Annotated in this window: 14 protein-coding genes; 6 read left to right on the top strand and 8 right to left on the bottom strand. The window is 32.9% G+C overall.

The window, feature by feature from the left end; genetic code table 11:
• Nucleotides 1-131 precede the first annotated feature (131 nt).
• Nucleotides 132-3,044: an FAD-binding and (Fe-S)-binding domain-containing protein gene (locus tag PW52_RS06360; protein WP_044632085.1), complete on the top strand. Its 2,913-nt coding sequence runs from the start codon at nt 132-134 to the stop codon at nt 3,042-3,044.
• Here PW52_RS06360 and PW52_RS06355 read toward each other — a convergent pair.
• On the bottom strand, nt 3,033-3,905 hold the full coding sequence (locus PW52_RS06355; protein ID WP_044632084.1) for a UDP-2,3-diacylglucosamine diphosphatase: 873 nt from the start codon (nt 3,903-3,905) through the stop codon (nt 3,033-3,035). The genes PW52_RS06360 and PW52_RS06355 overlap by 12 nt on opposite strands.
• 184 nt (nt 3,906-4,089) lie before the next feature.
• Between PW52_RS06355 and aroC the strand changes: the two genes are divergently transcribed.
• The 3 genes from aroC (at nt 4,090) to PW52_RS06340 (ending at nt 7,504) form a co-directional block, all read left to right on the top strand.
• Nucleotides 4,090-5,151, top strand: coding sequence for a chorismate synthase (aroC, locus tag PW52_RS06350; protein WP_044632083.1), 1,062 nt, complete (start codon nt 4,090-4,092; stop codon nt 5,149-5,151).
• Between the two features lie 214 nt (nt 5,152-5,365).
• On the top strand, nt 5,366-6,691 hold the full coding sequence (locus PW52_RS06345; RefSeq protein WP_044632082.1) for a dicarboxylate/amino acid:cation symporter: 1,326 nt from the start codon (nt 5,366-5,368) through the stop codon (nt 6,689-6,691).
• Nucleotides 6,692-6,697: 6 nt separating this feature from the next.
• Entirely contained in the window at nt 6,698-7,504 is an 807-nt protein-coding gene (locus PW52_RS06340; protein WP_044632081.1) for a sulfurtransferase, read from the top strand.
• Between the two features lie 10 nt (nt 7,505-7,514).
• Here the strand turns inward: PW52_RS06340 and PW52_RS06335 are convergent, their stop codons facing one another.
• From PW52_RS06335 to PW52_RS06325, 3 genes are all read right to left on the bottom strand, one after another.
• On the bottom strand, nt 7,515-8,699 hold the full coding sequence (locus PW52_RS06335; RefSeq protein WP_044632080.1) for a hypothetical protein: 1,185 nt from the start codon (nt 8,697-8,699) through the stop codon (nt 7,515-7,517).
• A gap of 210 nt (nt 8,700-8,909) precedes the next feature.
• Nucleotides 8,910-9,329, bottom strand: coding sequence for a thiol-disulfide oxidoreductase DCC family protein (locus PW52_RS06330; protein WP_044632079.1), 420 nt, complete (start codon nt 9,327-9,329; stop codon nt 8,910-8,912).
• An 18-nt stretch (nt 9,330-9,347) separates the two neighbouring features.
• A complete protein-coding gene (locus tag PW52_RS06325; RefSeq protein WP_044632078.1) occupies nt 9,348-11,228 on the bottom strand; it encodes a tetratricopeptide repeat protein in 1,881 nt (626 codons plus the stop codon).
• A 308-nt stretch (nt 11,229-11,536) separates the two neighbouring features.
• Between PW52_RS06325 and PW52_RS06320 the strand changes: the two genes are divergently transcribed.
• On the top strand, nt 11,537-13,093 hold the full coding sequence (locus PW52_RS06320) for a thiol-activated cytolysin family protein (protein WP_044632077.1): 1,557 nt from the start codon (nt 11,537-11,539) through the stop codon (nt 13,091-13,093).
• A 69-nt stretch (nt 13,094-13,162) separates the two neighbouring features.
• On the opposite strand, the gene PW52_RS06315 is transcribed toward PW52_RS06320, so the two are convergent.
• The 3 genes from PW52_RS06315 to recG form a co-directional block, all read right to left on the bottom strand.
• Nucleotides 13,163-14,056, bottom strand: a complete 894-nt coding sequence (locus tag PW52_RS06315; RefSeq protein WP_044632076.1) for a polysaccharide lyase family 7 protein — start codon at nt 14,054-14,056, stop codon at nt 13,163-13,165.
• Between the two features lie 21 nt (nt 14,057-14,077).
• Complete coding sequence (locus PW52_RS06310) at nt 14,078-16,246, bottom strand: endonuclease MutS2 (protein ID WP_044632075.1); 2,169 nt, start codon at nt 16,244-16,246, stop codon at nt 14,078-14,080.
• 115 nt (nt 16,247-16,361) lie between these two features.
• Nucleotides 16,362-18,518, bottom strand: coding sequence for an ATP-dependent DNA helicase RecG (gene recG, locus PW52_RS06305; protein ID WP_044632074.1), 2,157 nt, complete (start codon nt 18,516-18,518; stop codon nt 16,362-16,364).
• A 72-nt stretch (nt 18,519-18,590) separates the two neighbouring features.
• Between recG and PW52_RS06300 the strand changes: the two genes are divergently transcribed.
• Entirely contained in the window at nt 18,591-20,573 is a 1,983-nt protein-coding gene (locus PW52_RS06300; RefSeq protein WP_044632073.1) for a M1 family metallopeptidase, read from the top strand.
• Here the strand turns inward: PW52_RS06300 and PW52_RS06295 are convergent, their stop codons facing one another.
• Complete coding sequence (locus PW52_RS06295) at nt 20,574-21,575, bottom strand: PorP/SprF family type IX secretion system membrane protein (RefSeq protein WP_044632072.1); 1,002 nt, start codon at nt 21,573-21,575, stop codon at nt 20,574-20,576.
• Nucleotides 21,576-21,577: the final 2 nt, after the last annotated feature.

Below are 21,577 nucleotides of genomic sequence, written 5' to 3'. Positions count from 1 at the left end.
TGTTTTTTTGTTTAATGTAATTTACGAATTGTTAATCAAAATAGATGTTAAGTAAATTTTAAAATTTGGTTTTGCAATAATAACGCTAAAAATGTATTTATATTTATCCTCTTAGAAGTTTAAATTACAACATGTCTTTAAAACAATTAAAATCAAATTTATCCGGAGAATTGTACTTCGATAATTTATTAAAAGCTATATACGCTACCGATGCTTCTGTATATAGAATTCTGCCAGAAGCTGTAGCTTACCCTAAAGATATTCAAGATATTAAATGGCTTATTGCATATGCTAAACAGAATAGAACATCTTTAATTCCGCGTACTGCAGGAACATCTTTAGCTGGACAATGTGTAGGTGATGGTATTGTTGTAGATGTATCTAAACACTTCACAAAAATTATAAATTTTAATGAAAAAGAAAAAACAATAACTGTACAACCAGGCATGGTTAGAGATGCTTTAAATAATTATTTGAAACCTTATGGTCTCTTTTTTGGCCCCAATACATCTACCTCAAATAGATGTATGATTGGAGGAATGGTTGGTAATAATTCCTCTGGAACAACATCAATTCAATATGGTGTAACTCGCGATAAAGTTTTGGAAATGCATACTATTTTAAGCGATGGAAGTGAGGTGGTTTTTGGTGAGCTTTCTAAAAACGAATTTCAAAAAAAGCTAGAATTAAAGACATTAGAAGGCGATATATACCGCACCATTTATTCAGAGTTAAATAGCGAAGTTGTACAAAAGCAAATTCAAGAAAATTTTCCTAAACCAGAAATTCATAGAAGAAATACAGGTTATGCTATAGATGAGTTAATAAAATCTGAATTGTTTAATACATCTTCACAAAAGTTTAATTTATGTAAGCTGCTTTGTGGTAGCGAAGGTACATTAGCTTTTACCACGCAAATTACATTAAAACTAGATGTGTTGCCTCCAGAGAAAAGCATTATGGTAGCAGCACATTTTAATAGCATAGAAAACTGTTTACGCAGTGTTGCCATGACCATGAAGCATAATTTGTACACCTGTGAAATGATGGATAAAACCATTTTAGATTGTACAAAGCATAACAAAACCCAACAAGAAAACCGGTATTTTATTGAAGGTGATCCTAAAGCCATTTTAATGTGTGAGCTACGGTCTCATAGCTTAGACGATGTAAATAAACAGGCTGAAAAACTAATTGCAGATATAGAGGAGACTGGTTTAAGTTATGCGTACCCCACACTTGTTGGGCCTAATATAAACAAAGCTAATAACCTAAGAAGTGCAGGTTTAGGCTTGTTAGGGAATATTATTGGTGATAAAAAATCTGCGGCATGTATAGAGGATACGGCTGTATCTGTAGCAGATTTAGCTAGTTATATATCAGATTTTACAAATTTAATGGATGGCTACAATCAGGAAGCAATTTATTATGCCCATGCCGGAGCAGGAGAGCTACATTTACGACCAGTATTAAATTTAAAAAAAGCAGAAGATGTAATGCTTTTTAAAAAAATAACTACCGATGTAGCCCATTTAGTAAAAAAATACAACGGTTCAATGAGTGGTGAACACGGCGATGGTATTGTAAGGTCGGGGTTTATTAAATTAATGATTGGTGAAGCCAATTACAACATTTTAAAACATATTAAACAAGTTTTTGATGCCGATAATATTTTTAATCCAGGTAAAATTATTGATGCTTTACCTATGGACAAAAATTTGCGTTACGTTGCAAATAGAGCAGAACCGGAAATTGAAACTTTTCTAGATTTCTCTAAATCAGAAGGTATTTTACGAGAAACCGAAAAATGCAATGGTTCTGGCGATTGCCGTAAAGCACCAGAATTTGGTGGTGTTATGTGCCCAAGTTATAGGGCAACGCGTAACGAAAAGGACACCACAAGAGCAAGAGCCAATGCGTTACGTGAGTTTTTAACCAATTCGAGTAAAGCTAATAAATTTGATAACTCAGAATTAAAAGACGTTTTTAATTTATGTTTAAGTTGTAAAGCTTGTGCTAGTGAATGCCCAAGTAGTGTAGATGTAGCTAGTTTAAAAGCGGAGTTTCAATACCAATATCAAAAAGCAAATGGCGTTAGCTTGCGCACAAAGTTGTTTGCATACAACAATAAGTTAAATACTTATGCTAGTATGTTTCCAAGGGTTTCAAATGCCATGTTTACAAATAAATTTACATCATCAATTATAAAGAAGGCAAGTGGTGTGGAGGCAAAACGAAGTTTACCTTTAATTTCTAATATTAGCTTAAAAAACTATTATAAAGCATTTAATAAAAATTCTGAAGTAAAAAAATATATAAAAACGGTGTATTTGTTTAATGATGAGTTTACAAATTTTTTAGACTCAGAAATTGGTCAAGATGCACTACAACTATTATCTGCTTTAAACTATAAAGTTGAAATTTTAAATAATTTTGAATCGGGTAGAGCATTCATTTCAAAAGGTTTATTAAAACAAGCTAAAACTGTAGCCAACAAAAATATAGCATTATTTAAAGATAAAATTACTGCAGATACACCTTTAATAGGCATTGAGCCATCAGCAATATTAACTTTTAAAGATGAATATTTAAAATTAGCAGATGATAACGCTTCCGCGGAAGCGATTGCCCAAAACACGTTTTTAATTGAAGAATTTTTACAACAAGAAATATTATTGGGGTATATAAAAGCAGAACAGTTTACAACTGAAGTAAAAGTTGTAAAATTCCATGGCCATTGTCATCAAAAAGCATTAACCAATCAATTATCTAGTTTTGCAGTATTAAATTTACCAACAAATTATAAAGTTACCATTATACCAAGTGGTTGCTGTGGTATGGCTGGAAGTTTTGGTTACGAAAAAGAGCATTACAACGTAAGTATGGAAATAGGCAGTCAAACTTTGTTTCCGGCAGTTCAAAATGCATTAGATGAGGTTATAATTTCAGCAAACGGAACAAGTTGTAGACATCAAATAAAAGATGGAACAAAAAAAATAGCAAAGCATCCTGTAACTATTTTAAATGAAGCTTTAATCGTCTAATTTTTTTTTCTTCTTTTTCTTTTTCTTTTTTTCTTGTTCTACAATGGTGATTGCAGCAATTAATTCGTTGATTTCTAGATTTTCAAATTCATCTCCAACAACAAAAGGAGCCAATTTGTCTTTGTTGTAATTGTAAATTTTCCAACGCTTAAATTGGTATTCTAAGGCCGTAAAGTTCTCCACCCAATCACCTGAATTTAGGTAAGTAGTTTGCCCGCTTTTGTTTTCAATAATTTCCATTTTTGGTTGATGTATATGTCCACAAACTACATAATCGTAACCATTTTCAATAGCAATTTCAGAAATAACTTTCTCGTAATCATTAATATATTTTATAGCACCTTTTACGCCGTTTTTTACTTTTTTACTTAACGAATAGCGCTCTTTTCCACGTTTTTCTAAATACCAATTAACGCCTCGATTTAATAATGTAAGCAAATCGTAACCCCAACCACCTAATTTAGCAAGCCATTTAGCGTTTTGTATAGAAACATCAAAAACATCACCATGAAAAAACCAAGCTTTTTTGCCATCTAAATTTAAAACCAATTTATCTACAATTGAAATTTTGCCAATAGATGTGCCACTAAATTTACGTAACATTTCATCATGGTTTCCGGTAATGTAAACAATATCAACACCTTCAGAGGCAAAGTCCATTATTTTTTTAATAACTTTTAAATGTGGTTTAGGAAAATAACGCTTACTAAATTGCCAAATATCAATAATATCGCCATTTAAAATTAGTTTTTTTGGCTCAATACTATTTAAGTAAGTCAATAAATGTTTAGCGTGACACCCGTAAGTTCCAAGATGAACATCAGATATTACGGCAATTTCTACTTTTCTTTTTATTTTCAATGTTAATTGGTCTTGATGAATACAAATAACACATTCTAATATTATTAAACCATTATGTAATAATTATTTGTATATCAGATTTTTGTTAACTTAAGGTTATCAAAATTGAGTATAAAGTTGTTTTCAAAATAAATTTATTTCAGTATTTCTAAGAATAGAATTACCTTAGCAGCAAAATTGTATTATGGCTGGAAATTCTTTCGGAAAACTTTTTAACCTAACAACTTACGGTGAGTCTCATGGTCCCGCTCTTGGTGGTGTAATAGATGGTTGCCCATCTGGAATTGAATTAGATTTTGATTTTATACAAAACGAATTAAACCGTAGAAAACCAGGACAATCTGCAATTGTAACACAGCGTAAAGAACCCGATACGGTTAAATTTCATTCAGGTATTTTTGAAGGAAAAACAACCGGAACACCAATTGGTTTTGTTATAGAAAATACCAACCAAAAATCACACGATTATTCCCATATAAAAGATAGCTACAGGCCAAGTCATGCCGATTACACATACGATAAAAAATATGGTTTTAGAGATTATCGTGGTGGTGGTCGTAGTTCTGCACGAGAAACAGCTTGTAGAGTAGTGGCAGGAGCCATAGCAAAACAACTACTAAAAAACATTGAAATAAAAGCTTATGTTTCTGGTGTCGGCCCTATTAAATTAAATAAACCACATACCGATATTAATTTAAATAACATAGAATCTAACATTGTGCGTTGTCCAGACACAGAGATGGCAACAAAAATGGAGTCATTTATAAAAGAAGTACGCAGTAAAGGCGATACTGTTGGCGGTATAGTAACCTGTGTAATTAAAAATGTACCTGTTGGTTTAGGCGAGCCAGTTTTCGATAAGTTACACGCCGAGTTAGGTAAAGCCATGCTATCAATAAATGCCGTTAAAGGTTTCGAATACGGAAGTGGTTTTCACGGAAGCACCATGTTTGGTAGCGACCACAACGATGCATTTAACACAAATGGCACAACAAAAACAAACTTTTCGGGCGGAATACAAGGAGGTATAAGCAATGGTATGGATATTTATTTTAGTGTAGCATTTAAACCAGTAGCAACCTTAATTCAAGAATACGAAACCATAGATAAAGAAGGTAAAGTTGTACAAATGCACGGTAAAGGGCGCCACGACCCATGTGTAGTACCACGCGCCGTACCTATAGTAGAAGCTATGGCAGCACTAGTTTTAGCAGATTTTTATTTAATAAATAAAATGCATAATTAGTAGCTTTTTCCCGCTTTCAACTATATCTTTTTAAAACACCATATATAAACAGGATAATTTTTATTAATTGTCCTGTTTTTGTTTAAATAATAAAGAGTTACAAATCAAAGTATTAAAAAGGATGCCGTTTCAATCGGGGCTAAAATGCTTACGAATTCTTCAACAAAAGCCTAAAAATACTTATCTTGTTTGCGAATAACTCATAACTAACTACATGAAGAAACTCGCGTTACACTGGAAAATTATTATTGGAATGGTTTTAGGAATCATTTTCGGATTTATCATGAACTCAATAAGTGATGGAAAAGAATTTGTTACTAATTGGATTTCTCCTTTCGGAACCATATTTATTAATCTATTAAAATTAATAGCCGTTCCGTTAATTCTTGCCTCACTAATAAAAGGTGTAGCCGACTTAAAAGACATATCTAAAATACGGAATATGGGGCTTCGCACCTTAGGAATTTATATGGCAACCACAGTTGTAGCAGTATTATTAGGTTTAGCAATAGTAAACGTTGTAAAACCAGGAAATGGAATGCCCCAGGAAACAATCGAGAAAATAAAGCTAAAATATGCTAACGATGCAGGCGTAACCGATAAAATTAGTAAAGCCGCAGTACAAAAAGATGCAGGACCACTGCAAGCATTAGTCGATATTTTTCCAAGTAATATTTTTAAAGCCTTTGCTGATGCATCTATGCTTCAAGTAATATTCTTTTCTTTATTTGTTGGTATTTGTTTACTGCTAATTGGTGAGAAAAAAGCAAAACCATTAGTTAAGTTTTTCGATTCGCTAAACGAAGTCGTCATGAAAATGGTCGATTTAATTATGCTTTTTGCTCCGTACGCCGTTTTTGCACTTTTAGCTAATGTTATTATTGCTTTTGATGATGTAGAGATTTTAGTGAAACTGTTATATTATGCAGGTTGTGTTTTATTTGGTTTGCTTTTAATGATTTGTTTCTATTTAGTTTTGGTGGCTGTTTTTGCGAAAAAATCGCCAATTTGGTTCTTAAAACAAATTAGTCCAGCGCAACTTTTAGCATTTTCAACTAGTAGTTCTGCAGCCACTTTACCAGTTACTATGGAGCGTGTAGAGGAACATTTAGGTGTAGATAAAGAAGTGTCAGGGTTTGTTCTGCCAATTGGTTCTACTGTAAATATGGATGGTACAAGTTTATACCAAGGTATTGCCGCTGTTTTTATAATGCAAGTTTTGTGGGTAGAAGGCTTAACGTTACCAAACCAAATCATGATTATTGGAACAGCAGTTTTAGCATCTATTGGTAGTGCCGCTGTGCCAAGTGCAGGTATTGTAATGCTTGTAATTGTTCTTGAAACTATTGGGTTTCCTGCAGAGTTTTTACCAATTGGTATTGCTTTAATTTTTGCTGTAGACAGACCTTTAGATATGTGCAGAACCATAGTTAATGTTACTGGCGATGCTACAGTATCTTTATTAGTAGCTAAATCATTAGGAAAAATACATGAGCCAAAACCCAAAGAATGGGATGATCATTATGATGAAGTAAAATAAAATATAATGCAATTAAATTCACCTGTAGTTTCAGTTAATTGGTTAAATGATAATTTAAATGATGAAAACTTAGTGGTTTTAGATGGTACAATAGCTAAAACACCAAGTGCAGATTTACCGCAAATTACTTCTGCAAGGTTTTTCGATATTAAACAAAAGTTTAGCGATACTACAAACGATTTTCCAAGCGCATTTCCTTCAGAAACCCAATTTCAAGAAGAAGCTCGAAATTTAGGAATAAAGAATAGTAGTGCCATTGTAGTTTATGATGATAAAGGCATTTATTCTTCAGCAAGAGTTTGGTATTTATTCAAAGCTTTTGGCTTTAATAATGTTGCTATTTTAAATGGCGGATTACCAGAATGGTTAAAGTCAAATTACCCCATAGAATCATCAAAACTTTATTCTGGAATAATTGGTGATTTCGATGCAGAACTTCAACCCGGTTTTATGCAGTTTTTTAATGATGTTAAAACCGTTTCAGAAAATAAAACTCATAATATTATTGACGCTCGTTCGGCAGGGCGATTTAATTGTGAAGTGCCAGAACCGCGTGAAGGTTTACGGTCTGGAACCATCCCGAATTCGGTTAATTTACCTTTCACTAATTTAATAGAAAACGGACTTTTAAAGTCTAAAGAAGCTATAAAATTTGAGTTCAGTAAAGTGGCACAACCAGAAGATTCTATAATTTTTTCTTGCGGGTCTGGAATTACAGCTTGTGTTTTGGCCTTAGGAGCAGAAATTGCAGGTTATAAAAACGTTTCGGTTTATGATGGCTCTTGGACAGAGTGGGGCAGTTTGGTTGATTAAAAGATTCATTTCAATTTATAAAGTCATTGAGAATAAAGTATTTAGTTTTTAAAATATCTGCGGCTTCGTTGGCTTTTATAAATATAAGATCCATATCATTAGGTAGCTCAATGAACAATTGAGATACATATTTTTTAAAATTTAGGTTTTTAGCATCACGTTCTAACCTCGAAAAAGTTTCGTAGGCAGGAGCTTTATTTTCACTATTCAGGATGCCTTTTATAACTTTTTGTGCACTGGCTTTAATGTCTTGTTTTTTTAATTCGTCTTCAGTTCTTAAAATATCCATCATTAAAACTTCTAATTTTAGAGCTAATGCTTGGCCGTAACCTTGTGTTAACTCTAAAGACTTATCTAAATATTCCATACATTTAAACCTTTGGTTAATAGAGTTGTAATTGTGATAATCGTTAAAAGCTGTTAAAGCTCCGTTTATATAAGTTGTAGATTTTAATTTAAATTCTTTTTCGTATTTAGAGATTAATTCGTTAACCTCATTGTATTGTTTTTGACCATAATAAATATAACTTAAAAGGTTTACAACACTTGGTATTTGAAAGGTGTTGTTTGTAGATTCAACATCATTTAAAAGGTTTTGTGTTCTTATTAAATCTTCTGGAACTTCGTATTTATTATCGTTTACAATAAGTTTTGTTAAGCTTTCAATTTCTAGGTTTGTAATATAATCTTCAGCGCGTTTTACTTGAGTTTTGGCCTTTTCAATTTGTTCGTGGATTTGGTTTAGGCTGCTCTTATTTTCTTTTTTTAAAAGTTCAATGTTTTGCTCAAATCGTTTTTCTATTTCCGATAATTTACTTTCAATATTTTCTTTGTAGAACTTTTGAATTTCAACTATGGATTCTTTAGCTGCAATGTTAACTTCAGCTTGAATGAGTTTTTCGTTGGATACTTTCGATTTATTAAATTGAAAAATAGAAAATAAACTTAGCAAAGTTATTAATCCGGCGGTTATACCAATCAGCGTATTGATTTTTGAGTTTACTAGGTTCGACAGTCTATTTTCTAAAATGGTATCGAAATCTTTTTTAGGAATCCGAATGTAATTATCGTCTATAATTTCTTCAATTTGAGTTTTTAAAGGAGGCGTTTGTTTTACTTTGGTTGAATCTTGTGAGAATAAAGTAAAAATAGGCAGTATTAAAATTAAAAATACCGTTATAATTTTGGTTTTCATAACGTTTTGGTTTAGTGGTAAAGTTTAATACCAATAACAGCAGTTTGTTATTGAATGGTCCAAATTCTAAAGGGAAGGAAAACAATGAAACACAATGTAAGTAATTGTTGTTAAATTTGTTACTGTAAAATTAGTGTAAAAAATATAATTTTACAATACGTATAAGTACTTAATTATAATTACAAATTTATATGGAAAACACCCTTAAAATTAGTCTAAAAATTTACTTTTAAGTTCTGGGGTTGGTATCATGCAAGCCTCTTTTTTACCATACCATTTATAGCGGTTTTTGGCAATAAAATCGTAAACCCAATTTCTTATAAAGGCAGGTACAATTAAAAATAGAGCCATTAAATTAATAGGAAAACCTAAATGAAACGCAATTTTTAAAGCTGCCGTACTTTTATAGTCAATGCCTTTGTTGGGTACGTAAAGTAAAATTGAATCGGTTTTTTTTGTATCAATGTTATGCTTTTCAATAATTTGCATTCCAATTTCGCTTTGTAAAGCGGCAAATCGAAACACATCGCTTTTATCGTGCTTAATAATATATTGCACCGAGCTATCACATAGGTTGCAAACACCATCAAAGAGTATTAGTTTTTTGTTATCTGGAATAGGTATTTCCATATTACAAAGGTAGGTCTTTTACAAACCATTTAAAAAACTTCCAAGGTCTGTTTCTTTATCGAGTTTTAGTTTCTTTTTAAGTCGGTATTTACTTTTTAAAACACTTTCGGGTAAAACATTAAGCATCGATGCAATTTCTTTGGTAGATAGGTTCATGCGCAAAAACGAGGCTAATCGTATTTCTTTCTCCGAAATATCGGCATAAATGGCTTTTAGTTTGTTGTCGAAATTATTGTGTACTTCAGAGAAGTAGCTTTTAAAAACCTCCCAATCTTTATCTTCGGCACTTTCTTTTTTAAGCAGCATAACTAAGCGCCTAAATTCTACTTTAAACAATTCTGGCGACTGCTTAATTTTCTCTAAATTCTCTTTAAGTTCTTGTATAAACGTGTTTTTTTGTACCAAATGCAAAGTTTGGCTAGCGAGTTCTTTTTGTTTGAATTCTATTTCTTGTTTGTAAATTTCTTCTTGTTTTTCGCGTGCTAGTTTATTCTTTTTAATGCGTTGCTTAAATCCGAAATAGAGCAGACCAGCAATAGCTAACAACGAAAACATGCCAATGGCATAAAGGGTTTTTATAAGTTTATCGTTTTCTGCTTGAACATTTAAAGTATTTATTTCTTCATTTTGTAAAGCGATTTGGGCTTCTTTTTTTTCGGTTTCGTAAATGGTTTTTAATTCTTCTATTTGTTTTGATTTTGTCTTGTTAAAAATACTATCATTTATAACTTGAAATTTTTTTCTGTCTGCCAATGCAGCTTTGTAGTTCCCTTGCTTTTCATAAGTTTCAGCACGCCCAAAATAACTATCAAGAATTACATCTGTGGCTTTTATTGAATCAGCTAGCTGTATTCCTAGATTATAATATTTTAGCGATTCGGCATAATTTTTTTTAAGAGAATATACTTCTCCTAAACTATTGTAAGCAATTGTTAGATTGATTTTTGAACCTATTTGTTTTTCAATAGGAACAGAACTTAAAAGTGTTTTTAATGCTTCGTTATAACTACCTTTTTTTATTTGCAATGATGCAATATTTGAAAGATTCATCGAAATGAAGTCTTTACGATTTATTTCTTTAGAATAGTTTAAACTTGTCGTGTAACTATTTAAGGCATTATCATAGTCGTTTAAATACCAATAAGCATTTCCAATTTCCATAAAATTAACGGCAAGCCACTTTGTGTTTTTTATTGATTTCAGAATTTTTATCGATTCTAATAATGGTTCGAGTACAAGTTTATAATTCCCTCTTAACATTTCTATTCTCGCTTTATGACCAAGAGATACAGCTTTTAGTAGAGGTTTTTTACGTTTTAAAGAATCAATTATACTTAGTGATAATAGATTAATTATAGTTGCCTCTTTAAAATCACCTTTATCCATAAGAGTTGTTACTTTTCTGTTAAGAGCAACAGCCATATATTCACCATTGTTATTTGCTTTAGCATGATTATAGCCTATATCTGAAATTTCTATTGCTTTATTATAGTTCCCTTGAACACACTCAAACGTTGCAAACTCTTCGCAGGTTTTGGCTGCTTCTAAGCTATTATCGTTTTCACTTAAAATTTTTAGAGATTTTTTAAAATAATATCTTGCAGAATCTGCATTTGGTTTAAATCTAAAATAATACCCTTTGTTTCTTAAGCTTACTCCAATACCTTTTTTGTATTTGTTTTCTTTTGAGGCACTTAGCATGTCATCAATATAATTATATGCTTCTTCAGGATTTTTATGTTTCAATTCTTGAACAATTAAATTCCCTGTTTTAATTTTATCTATAATACTTAAAGGTGATTTATATGATAGTTTCAAACTATCAATAAGTTTTGTGTTTTGAGAAAAACCTATTTGAGCAAAAAAGATAATGAATAAGGCGTAGTGTAACGGTTTCATAATTATGGTTATTAGCTAGCACTAAGATACTTATAAAATCAATTCAAAATAAATGGTTGTCCGTTACTCAAAATGTGCTTGTCCATATAAAATCTATAGTTTAAGCACAATTTTAGATGCTTTATTTTGATTTAATTGATTGATTTTTAGCGATTTAAATATTGGGTATTACTTTGTGAAAAATGAAGCGTCCATGGTGTATTTTAGGTAAAATCCTATTAACTGTCCATACTTTGTCCATGTCTAAAATTAGAAAACAGCTTGTGTGTCTTGTAATTTTGAAGTGTTGAATCACAAAAACTAATATTATGAAAACAAAGCTATTAACAACAATTCCCCAATTAAAATTAGCCTGCTTAGTTATGTTTTTATGCATCTTTAGTTGTAGTAAAGAAACTATAGATGAGATAGGTAAAAGTGTTTCTGGCGAAACTGCCGAAGCAATTGAAGATTATTTAACAAATTTAAACTACAATCCAGACGATTTGTTAAATGTACAAACCACTACGGGTAAAAATAACTATAACTCATCAGAACAGTCTAGCAGATACCAAGGTATGGTAAACCAGTGTATTACGCAATATTACAATATTCGTTCAAATTTTGAAGATGTTGTTATGTTCGATCCTGGAAATGGCGTTATTTATCCTGGAGCATTGGTAATAGGTAACAGCGATATGCTAGGAGGCGCGCCACAGCCATTACAAGTTCCGCGCGCTGCAGTAAGTTTAAGAGTAGATTTACCTGGTATAGGAGAAGATGGAAATATTACCATTGATAATCCTGGGCAAAACACAAATGTGCAAGCTGGAATTGATAAAGCTTTGGAGCATTGGAATGCAAACGTACAACCACAAGGTTACGAAATTGATGCCGATACTTATTTTGAAAAAACAGAAGCGCACTCATCTGAACAAATGAGTTTAGATTTAGGCATTAGTGGCGAATGGGCTTCTGGATCTAGTTTTGAGTCTAGTTTCAGCTATAATAAAACAACCGAAAAACGAGTTGCAGCATTGTTATACCGACAAATTTTTTACGAAGTTACTATGGATACGCCAGAAACACCATCGGCTGTGTTTGGTAGTAATGCAGATTTGGAAACTATTGAAGCGGCGATGAATAGCGATAATCCACCAGCTTATGTGCACTCTGTGCAATACGGCCGCATAATAATGATAAGAATGGAAACCACCGATACCGAAACCGACGTTAGTTTGGAAGCCGCACTATCTTACGCTACGGGTGCTGGTGATTACGATGGAACATTATCGGCAAGTTATAAAAAAGTAATTTCGAAATCTACATTTAATGTGGTAACTATTGGTGGTAATGCCGAAGTAGCAACAAGCGTTATTACAGGCGATAGCATTGAAGAAAATACCGAAGGCGGATTAAATTATGTAATCACCGAAAATGCCCTTTATAGCCGCCAAAACCCAGGTGCGCCAATAGGTTACACTATTAAATATTTAAAAGACAACCGCATTGCAAAAATGGGTTATAACACCGATTATCAAATTGAAACTTGTGGAGAATTTCCGTACAATCATAAAAACGTTTATGCAAAACGTACAACTGGACTTTACAGCATAAGATTTAGATATTCCTATTTCGGTGCAAATGACGACGACGACCGTAAGTATTCTGGTTGGACCACTTTAAAAGACCAGAAAGTAAACTACTCGCAAAGTCCACCAAATGGAGCGCACGATATAAAAGTACAGTTTCAATTATGGGATTTAACATGGAAAACCATGGGAGAATTCGATTTAGATTATGTAACAAAAAACTACTATTTTGAAGCTTATTGCTCTAAAACCTTCGCAGGATTTTGTACCGAAGTTTCCGTAAAAGAAATTTAAATACTAAATTTTGATTAATAAAACAGCTGGCACCTTAAGTTGGGATTCAACTTGGTGTTGGCTGTTGCTTTAATTATGCTCGGTAACTACTTTGTACAGCGTAACTTGTGCGGCTTTTTCATAATCGTCGTGCCAACCAAAATAATTTCCTGTTTTAAAATAATTTTCGTGTACGTAACCATTGGCAACATAATCGTAAACAAATGTATAATCAATATTTATGCTTTTCGCTTCGCAAATTAAGGCATAGTAAAACTTACCATTTTCAATTTTAATTTTAAAAGTAAAAATATCATTTCCAACATTGGCAACATCAATTTTATCATCGAAAGCACTTGTCCATGCCTCTCCAGCATCTGGTTTTGTATAATAATCAAGTTGAATGGTTCCGCTGTTCCATCTAATTTTTACGGTGGCCGGATTTCCTGAAATACCTGCCGATTCCTTTCCGTGTATTTGTGCGATAATGGTTCTTCCGTTTCCCTCTACAAAATCAACCTTCATGGTGGTTTCTAAAATATGAGTTCCGGTTTCCATCGACCAATTATCGGTAGTAGTTTGGTTTCCTTGCCAATATTCACGAAGTTCTGTCCTGCAATATTTATCACCTAATTCAGACTCGCCAGACGTTGTATAACCTGTAAATTTGGTATACATGGTGTAACTGCCATCATCATTTTTATAAAAATATTCTTTTTGATCAGCTGTTAAATTATCGTTTTCAATAGCTTCATAAAAAATTGAAGTTGCGCTACCATCACCGCGATTTATAGGCACAGATAAATACCAGTTTTTCCAAATTACATTTTCTTCGTTATTGTTATCATTCTCATTATCATCGTTTTCATCATCTAGCATTTCATCTTTTATAACTTCTTCTTTTTCGGTTATGGTTTCAGACGAACTGCAATTAAATAAAAAGCAGATTAGTAGGCTTAGCGTGTAGTTGGTAATCAATTTCATTTTATTTGAAATATACTAAATTTATTTTTTAGCTTCAACCAATTCTAATTGATCGATGCTAACATTTGTGGTGAACATGCCGTAGTTTACAACAGCTTTATTTTTTTCAATTTTATCAATCGAGCCAACCGATCGCCCATCTTCTAAACGTACACGGTCGCCAACTTTTAAAATAGGTTTTGGCTTTGGTGGTTGTTTTGCCTTAAGTTCTTTTTCTTTTTTCTTTTTGGTTCGAATGACTTCAACCTTTTTTTCAACTTCTTGTTTTACTTTTTGCTCTTTAGCTTTTTCAACCTTTTTTTGTTTCGCTGTTTTACGTTTACGCTTAGAGTTTTCAATTTGAACCAGTTTAAAAAGCTCGCCCATTAACTCGCGTTTTTGTTTGTTGTTGAAATATTTTTCGGCTAAATCGTCAATTTTTTGTCCTAAGTAAATTAAACGTTGATTGCTATCGTATAATTCTTGATAGCTTTCTAATTTCTTCTGAATTTTCCCGTTAATTTCTTCAAGTTTATCGGCTTCTTCGCTTTTCTTTTTCTCGTTTGCCTTTAACGATTCTCCTGTTTTTTGAAGCTTCGATCGTTCTTTTTGAAGCTTAGCAATAGTAGCATCAAAGCGTACTTTGCTGCGCTCTATCTTCTTTTTAGCTCGATTAATTAAACTATATGGAATGCCGTTTTTTTGGGCGACTTCAAACGTAAAACTACTTCCGGCTTGACCGATAACCAGTTTAAACAAAGGTTCTAAAGTACGCTCATCGAACAACATGTTGGCGTTTAACATGTGTGGTAATTCGTTGGCTAAAATTTTAAGGTTAGAGTAGTGGGTTGTTATTATTCCAAAAGCTTCACGATGGTAAAATTCCTCAAGAAAAGTTTCGGCCAAAGCACCACCCAATTCAGGATCACTACCTGTTCCAAACTCATCAATTAAAAACAATGTGTTTTTGTTGCACTTACGCAAAAAGTAATTCATTTGTTTTAACCTGTAACTGTAAGTACTTAAATGGTTTTCAATGGATTGATTATCGCCAATATCGCTTAAAATTCTATCGAAAATATACGCCGAACTACGTTCGTGTACCGGAATTAACATGCCACTTTGCAACATAGCTTGAAGTAAGCCAATGGTTTTTAGGGTGATACTTTTTCCACCGGCATTTGGTCCAGAAATTACAATAATGCGGCTATCTGCTTTTAATGTTATAGTTTGCGGATAGGTAACTTCCTTTTTCTTTAAGTTGTTTAAATAGAGTAGCGGATGGTAAGCATCGCGTAAAAACATACTTTTATCTTCCGAAAAATGCGGTAAAATAGCGTTTAAAGATTGGGCGTATTTCGCTTTCGCGGAAATTACGTCAAGTTCAATTAAAAAGGCTTGATAATCTTTTAAAAGCGGTAAAAACGGACGAATATAATTGGTGACTTCTTTTAAAATGCGAATAATTTCTTCTTTTTCTTCGTATTCTAAATTGCTTAATTCTCTGGTGTGTTGTAATGTAGTTTCTGGTTCAATATAAACAATACTTCCTGTTTTACTACTGCCCATTATGGAGCCTTTAACTTTACGACGATACATGGCTTTTACGGCTAAAACACGGCGGTTTTCCACTACAGTTTCGCGAATATCATCTAAATAATCTAGATTATTATAGGTTGTTAATGCCGAAGTAAAACTGGCATTAATTTTACCTTTTATAATGTTTATAGCTTGTCTTAATTGCTCTAAAAGCGCAGAAGCATTGTTTTTAATTTCACCAAAACGGTCTACAATACTGTTTATTTTTTCAATAATAAGTTTTGTAACCTCGATATGAGAAGCAAAAGCGCAAAGTGTTGGATAATACTCTTCGAACTTTTTTAAGAATACAACAATTTCGTTTGCTGTGGATGATATAGCTACAATTTTTTTTAAGCTATGTACTTCTAAATAAGTGTTTTCAATTTTTAAAAGCTTAAGCTCTTTTGTAATATCATCGAAACCATGATTTGGTATGCGGTTTTCGTTGGTAAATGACGCGACATATTCGTTGGTTAGATTTAACGAGAAAAACAGTTCTTCTTTAGTTTTATAAGGTGAAATTTCCAGCGCTTTGGTGTTACCTAATTCGGTAATACAATGTTCGCTTACTTGTTGTAAAACCTTAGGGAATTCTAAATCTTGTAATGTTTTTTCGTGAATATGAATCATTCTTATTGTTAAGACATGTTTATTGAAAGCAGCAAATTTAAGCAATTACTTGGCAAGTTTAATTGGTGCTTTAAAGTTCTCGTTAAGATGCTAATTAAAAGGAGTTTAATTTTAGTTAACTAATATAATTCCAAATGTTTTTAAACTTAGCGAGTTGTTTATATGTGTTTAAAATGACTTGGTTTTCTGGAGCAGATAAGTTGTTGTCGTTTTGTAAGGTTAGTTTCGCATAGTGCCTGGCACTGTTTAAAATAGCATTATCTTTTACAATATCTGCAATCCTAAGGTTTAAAACACCACTTTGTTGTGTACCCATTAAATCTCCAGGACCGCGTAGTTTTAAATCGGCTTCGGCAATTTCAAAACCATCATTGGTACGTACCATAGTTTCTAAACGGGTTTTACTATCGTTGCTAAGTTTATGTCCAGTCATTAAAATACAATAGCTCTGTTCTGCTCCACGCCCAACACGTCCGCGTAATTGGTGTAGCTGCGACAAACCAAAACGTTCGGCACTTTCAATTATCATTACCGAGGCATTTGGCACGTTAACACCAACTTCAATAACGGTTGTTGCCACCATAATTTGTGTTTCGCCTTTTATAAAACGTTGCATTTCGTATTCTTTATCGTCGGGCTTCATTTGCCCATGAACAATAGAAATTTGATATTCGGGCATGGGGAAATCTCTAGAAATACTTTCGTAACCATCCATTAAATCTTTGTAATCCATTTTTTCGCTTTCTTGAATTAATGGATATACAACATACACTTGTCGGCCTTTTTTTATTTCATCTCGAATAAATCGGAAAACATTAAGTCTGTTTTTATCATAGCGATGTACGGTTTTAATTGGTTTACGCCCCGGAGGCAATTCATCGATTATTGAAATATCTAAATCACCATAAACAGACATAGCCAAGGTACGCGGAATTGGAGTTGCAGTCATCACTAAAATGTGGGGTGGGATGACGGTCATATCATTTTTGGCTTCCTCTACATGGGAGGATTGAGGAGGGCTTGTTGGTCCTTTTTTCCATAATTTGCTACGTTGTGCCACGCCAAATCGATGTTGTTCATCGACAATAGCGAGCCCTAAATTTTTAAATTTTACTTTGTCTTCAAGTAAGGCATGAGTTCCAATTAATATTTGTAATTCGCCATTTTCAAGACTTTCATGAATTTTTACTCGTTTTGAAGTTTTAGTTGAACCAGTTAGTATTTCTATGTTGATATTCAGTTTTTTACAATACTCAAGCAATCCATTATAATGTTGAACTGACAAAATTTCAGTTGGCGCCATTAAACAGGCTTGGTAATCGTTGTCAAGCGCCATGAGCATTGACATTAACGCCACTATGGTTTTGCCAGAACCCACATCGCCTTGCAATAGTCGGTTCATTTGTGCTTGACTACCTAAATCGGCACGAATTTCTTTTAAAACACGCTTTTGTGCATTGGTTAAATTAAAGGGTAAATGCTCGCTAAAAAAGGTATTAAAATAGTTGCCAACTTTTTCGAATGGCAACCCTTTAATTTTCTTTTTATGCATTAAATTTTTAATGATTAATTGTAACTGTATGTAAAATAATTCTTCAAATTTTAATCGAAATTGTGCTTTATGAAGTAGCTCGCTACTCTTAGGAAAATGAATGTTAAAAAGGGCTTCAGATTTATTAATTAACTTTAATTCATTTAAAATAGGTTGCGATAAAGTTTCAACAAAACGGCCTTTCGTTTCAATAAAAAGTTGTTGCATTATTTTGTTAACCACTTTATTGGTAATGCCTTTATTTGATAACTTTTCTGTTGAAGGATAAATAGGTTGCATAGCCGAACGAATGTTTTTTTCATGTTCTTCTTGCAACTCTAATTCAGGGTGCGCCATGTTAAATTTACCGCTAAACCAATTTACTTTGCCAAAAGCAACATAAGGTTTGTTGGTTTTAAGGTTGTCTCGAATCCATTTTTGGCCACGAAACCAAACCAATTCCATAATACCTGTGTCGTCTTGAAAATTAGCAACAAGTCGTTTACCACGTTTTTGAGCTACTTCTTTAAACCCTGTAATTTTTCCAATAATTTGTACATCGGCATTGGTTTGTTGCAGCTCATTAATCTTGTAATAACGTGTTCTGTCAATATATCTGTTTGGAAATAAGTTAATTAAATCTTGATAAGTGTAAATACCCAATTCGCTTTTTAGCAAAGTAGCACGATTAGGCCCAACGCCTTTTAAATAATCTATGGGTGTTTGAAGGTTAACAGACATAAAAGCGAATTTAAGTTATTTCGTTTAAGATTAAAAGTGCTATTTTGGTCTTATACTTGATGAAGTTATGTTATGAAAAATGTACTGTATTTTGTTTTTGGATGCTTTTGTTGGTTTGGTTTTTCGCAACAAACTGATTACGTTGATTTTAAATCTTGCAGAGCTTCAATTGCCTTTGGCAACCTTCAAAATAAAGAAGTAAAAGGAAAAGCGATTTACGAGTTGAAAATATTAAAAGACACCGATTCAATTTTTTTAGATGCTCAACATTTTTCAGAAATTAAATATATTTTAAATGATGCTATTGAAGGCCATTTATACGATGGTAAACATTTTATTGTAAAACATAAATTCAAAGCAAAAACAAGACACAAACTAGAAATAGTTTGGGAAACTTCACCTAAAAAAGCCATGTATTTCATTGATTGTGATACTTCGACTGCTCTCAGTATGACGAATACAAGTCCGCAAATTTGGACGCAAGGACAAGGTAAATACACCAGTAATTGGCTACCAAGTATTGACGATATGAACGATAAAATAGAGTTCGATTTAAACGTGACATTCGACAAGGATTATCAAGTTATAGTCAATGGAAAGTTAATAGGAAAAGAAGAGCGTCTTAATAAAACCACTTGGCATTACGATATGCGCAAACCCATGAGTAGTTATTTAGTGGCTTTGGCTGTTGGTAAGTATAAGAAAAACGTTGAAACTGCTAAAAGCGGTATTCCTTTAGAAATGTATTATTACCCTAATGATACTTTAAAAGTAGAACCAACATACCGTTACACCAAGCAGATGTTCGATTTTCTTGAAGATGAAATTGGAGTTGCCTATCCTTGGCAAAACTATAAGCAAGTGCCTGTAAAAGATTTTTTGTATGCCGGTATGGAAAACACAAGCTGTACTATTTTTTCTGATGCTTTTATGGTTGATAATGTGGGTTTTGTAGATAAAAACTATGTTAATGTAAATGCGCACGAACTTGCACACCAGTGGTTTGGTGATTTAGTTACCGAAACTTCGGGAACACACCATTGGTTGCAAGAAGGTTTTGCGACGTATTATGCTTTATTGGCGGAGAAAGATGTGTTTGGAGAAAACCATTATTTCTGGCAACTTTACGAATATGCGCAAGAATTATACGAGCAAGATAAAGCAGGAGCAGGAACATCTTTACTAAATCCAAAAGCGAGTAGTACAACATTTTACAAACGCGGTGCTTGGGTATTGCATGCCTTACGAGAAAAAGTAGGGGATAAGCCTTTTAAAAAAGCAGTTAAAAGCTATTTAAAGAAACACAAATTTGAAAATGTTGAAACGAATGATTTTATAACTGAAGTTGAAAAATATAGTAAAACTGATTTATCGGAGTTTGTAGAAACTTGGTTAATAGCTGAAACCTTTAATTATGATGATGCTTTACTAAGCTTAAAAAAATCGACTTATATAAATGAGTATCTCAAGGTAGATTGCGAGGTTTATAGCTCAAAATGTGTAGACTATTTGAAGTATTACGCTTCCGATGAAGCTAAAGCTAAAGTAGTATCGCAAATTCCAGATAAAATTACTGCTGCCGATTTTAAGAATCCTTTAAAAGTGCGTCAAGCCATTGCAAAATATGTGACTAATATTTCGCCATCAATAAAAACGGATTATGAAAGTTTGCTCGACGATAAATCGTATGTAACTATTGAAGCGGCTTTGTTTAATTTATGGAGAAATTTTCCGGCGCAGCGCCAAAATTATTTGAATAAAACGAAAGAAATAGTAGGCTTTAACGATAAAAATGTTAGACTTTTATGGTTAACCTTGGCATTAGTTACCGAAGACTACGAACCTGAAATCAAAGCAAAATACTTAAACGAGCTAACAAATTATACAAGTAAAAATTACGGATACGAAACCCGAATGAATGCATTCCAGTATTTACATCAAATAGAAGCTTGTAATGCTGAATGTATACGTAATTTAGAGCACGCAACAACGCATCATAATTGGCGTTTGGTAAAGTTTGCTAAACAAATGCTGAGTGTTATAAAACCCAAATAACTACTTTCTACGCTCCATTCTAGCAGGGTCTCTACAAATTAAACATCCTGCTAAATAGGTTAGTGAAATTTCGTAAACACCGTTGGTATTTCCAATGTTTGTGGTATTAAAATCGTAAGAAAAACCAAAGCGTAATTTTTCATATTCTAAACCAATAAAAGTATTGACAGATGTGAGTAAATGACTTTGCGAATGGTTTTTATTCGGGTTTGTTACTGCCGTTGCACCAACAAATAATTTACTAAGTTTTATGTTTGTTCCAATATCTAATCGGTTAAATTCACCTTGTTGCATGTAATTTAGAGACACTTGTATTTTATTACGGTCTAAATACGGGAATTTATAATTAGCATGTACGGTGTAAAAAATATCTAAAGGCGCATGACTATTTTCTACAAACGAAATATTTGGTCGGTTAAGGTGTTTTATGGCAAAACCAAACCATAAATCGGTGTCGTTGTAAATATTCTGTTGGTCGAAGACAAAGCCAGCTGTAAAATCGAAAAACGTTTTGTTATCGTTAGCGTTCATGGCAAACGGATCGGAAGAGGAGTTACTAACTGTACCGCTATTAATATTCAATTGGTCGCCCAAAACAATGCCACTAAAATCGAACGATCGCGTTCCAAAACCTAATTCTACAGCGGGTCTAAACGCCCAATCGTTACCTAACCGCACAATATAAGCGTAATTAACATTGGCTTGTAAATGGTTAAAATTGGTGTTGTTTTCATGCTGATTTAAAATACTAAAGCCAACGCCGCTATCTAAATTTTCAATCCACGTATTAATAAATGCGTATTGCGTATTTATACGTAAATCTAAACTTGGCCATTGCGTGCGGTGCAAAACACCAAAATACGTGGCATCTTCAAAACCAGAAAATCCTGGATTTAGCGTTTCTGGAACCAAAAAGTATTGTGTAAAAACAGGATCTTGAGCTTCAGCTTTAAAAAAAAGACCACTTAAAATTATTAGGATAGATAGTTTTATTTTCCTCATGT

This window comes from Neotamlana sedimentorum (assembly GCF_000943565.1).
In the GTDB taxonomy this organism is placed as follows: Bacteria; Bacteroidota; Bacteroidia; order Flavobacteriales; family Flavobacteriaceae; genus Neotamlana; species Neotamlana sedimentorum.
This window is presented reverse-complemented; position numbering and strand designations above follow the sequence as displayed.

Excerpts from the sequence above, each read along its gene's own strand:
- PW52_RS06360 (WP_044632085.1), top strand. The coding sequence starts at position 132 with ATGTCTTTAAAACAATTAAAATCAAATTTATCCGGAGAATTGTACTTC.
- aroC (WP_044632083.1), top strand. The coding sequence starts at position 4,090 with ATGGCTGGAAATTCTTTCGGAAAACTTTTTAACCTAACAACTTACGGT.
- PW52_RS06345 (WP_044632082.1), top strand. The coding sequence starts at position 5,366 with ATGAAGAAACTCGCGTTACACTGGAAAATTATTATTGGAATGGTTTTA.
- PW52_RS06340 (WP_044632081.1), top strand. The coding sequence starts at position 6,698 with ATGCAATTAAATTCACCTGTAGTTTCAGTTAATTGGTTAAATGATAAT.
- PW52_RS06335 (WP_044632080.1), bottom strand. The coding sequence starts at position 8,699 with ATGAAAACCAAAATTATAACGGTATTTTTAATTTTAATACTGCCTATT.
- PW52_RS06330 (WP_044632079.1), bottom strand. The coding sequence starts at position 9,329 with ATGGAAATACCTATTCCAGATAACAAAAAACTAATACTCTTTGATGGT.
- PW52_RS06325 (WP_044632078.1), bottom strand. The coding sequence starts at position 11,228 with ATGAAACCGTTACACTACGCCTTATTCATTATCTTTTTTGCTCAAATA.
- PW52_RS06320 (WP_044632077.1), top strand. The coding sequence starts at position 11,537 with ATGAAAACAAAGCTATTAACAACAATTCCCCAATTAAAATTAGCCTGC.
- PW52_RS06315 (WP_044632076.1), bottom strand. The coding sequence starts at position 14,056 with ATGAAATTGATTACCAACTACACGCTAAGCCTACTAATCTGCTTTTTA.
- PW52_RS06310 (WP_044632075.1), bottom strand. The coding sequence starts at position 16,246 with ATGATTCATATTCACGAAAAAACATTACAAGATTTAGAATTCCCTAAG.
- recG (WP_044632074.1), bottom strand. The coding sequence starts at position 18,518 with ATGTCTGTTAACCTTCAAACACCCATAGATTATTTAAAAGGCGTTGGG.
- PW52_RS06300 (WP_044632073.1), top strand. The coding sequence starts at position 18,591 with ATGAAAAATGTACTGTATTTTGTTTTTGGATGCTTTTGTTGGTTTGGT.
- PW52_RS06295 (WP_044632072.1), bottom strand. The coding sequence starts at position 21,575 with ATGAGGAAAATAAAACTATCTATCCTAATAATTTTAAGTGGTCTTTTT.